Source organism: Treponema sp. Marseille-Q4523, from assembly GCF_016901105.1.
In the GTDB taxonomy this organism is placed as follows: Bacteria; Spirochaetota; Spirochaetia; order Treponematales; family Treponemataceae; genus Treponema_D.
Map to the genome: position 1 here is coordinate 1 of NZ_JAFEVM010000084.1, position 1,760 is coordinate 1,760.

Annotated in this window: 3 protein-coding genes; all 3 read left to right on the forward strand. The window is 35.5% G+C overall.

Annotation, left to right across the window (positions count from 1 at the left end; all coding sequences use genetic code 11):
• The first annotated feature begins 207 nt into the window (after positions 1-207).
• Entirely contained in the window at positions 208-552 is a 345-nt protein-coding gene (locus tag JSQ97_RS12780) for a hypothetical protein (protein ID WP_205076402.1), read from the forward strand.
• A gap of 183 nt (positions 553-735) precedes the next feature.
• Positions 736-1,293, forward strand: a complete 558-nt coding sequence (locus JSQ97_RS12785) for a hypothetical protein (RefSeq protein WP_205076403.1) — start codon at positions 736-738, stop codon at positions 1,291-1,293.
• A partial coding sequence (locus JSQ97_RS12790) for a hypothetical protein (protein ID WP_205076404.1) occupies positions 1,293-1,760 on the forward strand: 468 nt, incomplete at its 3' end. The genes JSQ97_RS12785 and JSQ97_RS12790, both read left to right, overlap by 1 nt.

Genomic DNA, 1,760 nt, shown 5'->3' on the forward strand with positions numbered 1-1,760 from the left:
GTATACTCCTGTTTGTTGTACCGGCTTTGTGTTATACTTGTTCATGTCTGTAATTCCTTATGTGATATTGTTTTGTGTGATAACTTAACTATATCACGAATACAGACTTTAATAACGCTCTATGTTATCTTGGGCAGTTGTGAAATAATATGTTTTTTAGCCTTGCTATAGCTATTGTTTGTTCAACAGGCGGAAACAGGGATAAACATGAAAATAAATGAATTTCTTCAAAATTTACAGCTAAATTGGCAAGAAAAACTGCAAAAAGATGAATGGTTTTTTGCAAAAGAACGAGATAAAATAAATAATTCGTTTACGGCAGAAGAATCTTTTAATGCTATAATGGAAGTTGTATTTTTTATACAATCTGAAACAAACGCTTATTTATGTACCGAACTTGTTGATATTTTATATTTACTTATACGAAAAAGCGATACCACAGAAATCCCTAAGGGCTTTGCAGCTAATCTTCAAGTTTTGAAGGAAAAATCAGCAAAAGATATGTATTCATTACATATCTTAAAAGAAATCGAATCTTATTATAGAATATGAAGAGACTGCTGAAAAACGGTGTGAATCAATTCCAAAATCCTCTCAACGAGCGTTGGGAGTAGAGCTTACAGGGCAGGTTCAAAATCGCGGCATCCGGTTATTAACTGATATAAAATTCCAATTGATTCCATGAATCCGAACGGGAAGCATTTTCGGTGATATGGTAGATAAATGAGGCTAACTATGAATGCAACGAAATTAATTATTTTTAATATTTGTGTTTTGACTCTGCCTTTGGCCTGTTATAAAAATAAAGTAAAACACGGGGGAGATATTAAAGTAACAGGGCATACATATCAAGAGGATATTTTTCCTATTCTATCCACAGATCCCCTTGCTCGTACGTTACCGATGATACTAGGTGGGGCAGGAGGCGAGATCGGTCTGTATAATCCCGATGGCACGAGTATGTCGAAATCCGATTTGGCTGCTCTTGGTATTGTCGGTTCCGAAATAAGTATAAAGAATAAAATAACGGGAAAAACAATTGCCTCGCATAAGGAGAAATCTGCCAGTTTCTGGACGTCTATTTTCAGCTGGTTTAATAAATCGCGAAAAGAAGAGCTAAGTACAAAAAATACACTTATTTTCGATACTGATGAACATGCAGCTGATTTTGAGAGTAAAATTAAAAATAAAAAAACGAGCGATGACGCAAAAGCATATCCGCATAACAAGAATGAATCGATTGAGATTTATCGTGCGGGTAATAGAGTCATTATAAATTATGGGGATGAATGATGAAAAAAATTATAGCGATGTTTTTTATTTGTGTATTGTTTTCATCGTGCGGAAAGTTCGAGGAAGGTACAGTATTGAATAGATTAAACCCTATACGGTTGCTGCTTTTGAATATACGGAAAAATCCTGACAATATTTCCAACGAACAGAGAAAGCAGGCGAGAGCATTTTATAACGCGATTGTAAGATACGAATGGGAACCGGAAAAGGTAAAAGAAATGCTCGCTGCGGGAGCGGATCCGAATTACTGTTACGGGGAATGCGGCTGGATTCAAAATAATCCTTTGATTGAAACAGCACGATCGATGTTTTTCGATGCCGCGGGTTTTAAAAAGGCTTATGGATATGTTCCAGACCCACTCCCTGATGAAGGCAGATTGATTGATTTATTAAATTATGGAGCAGATATACATAAATACCCTTATGCATGGATTATTGTATATCGTTATGGAAATTATTATATACAC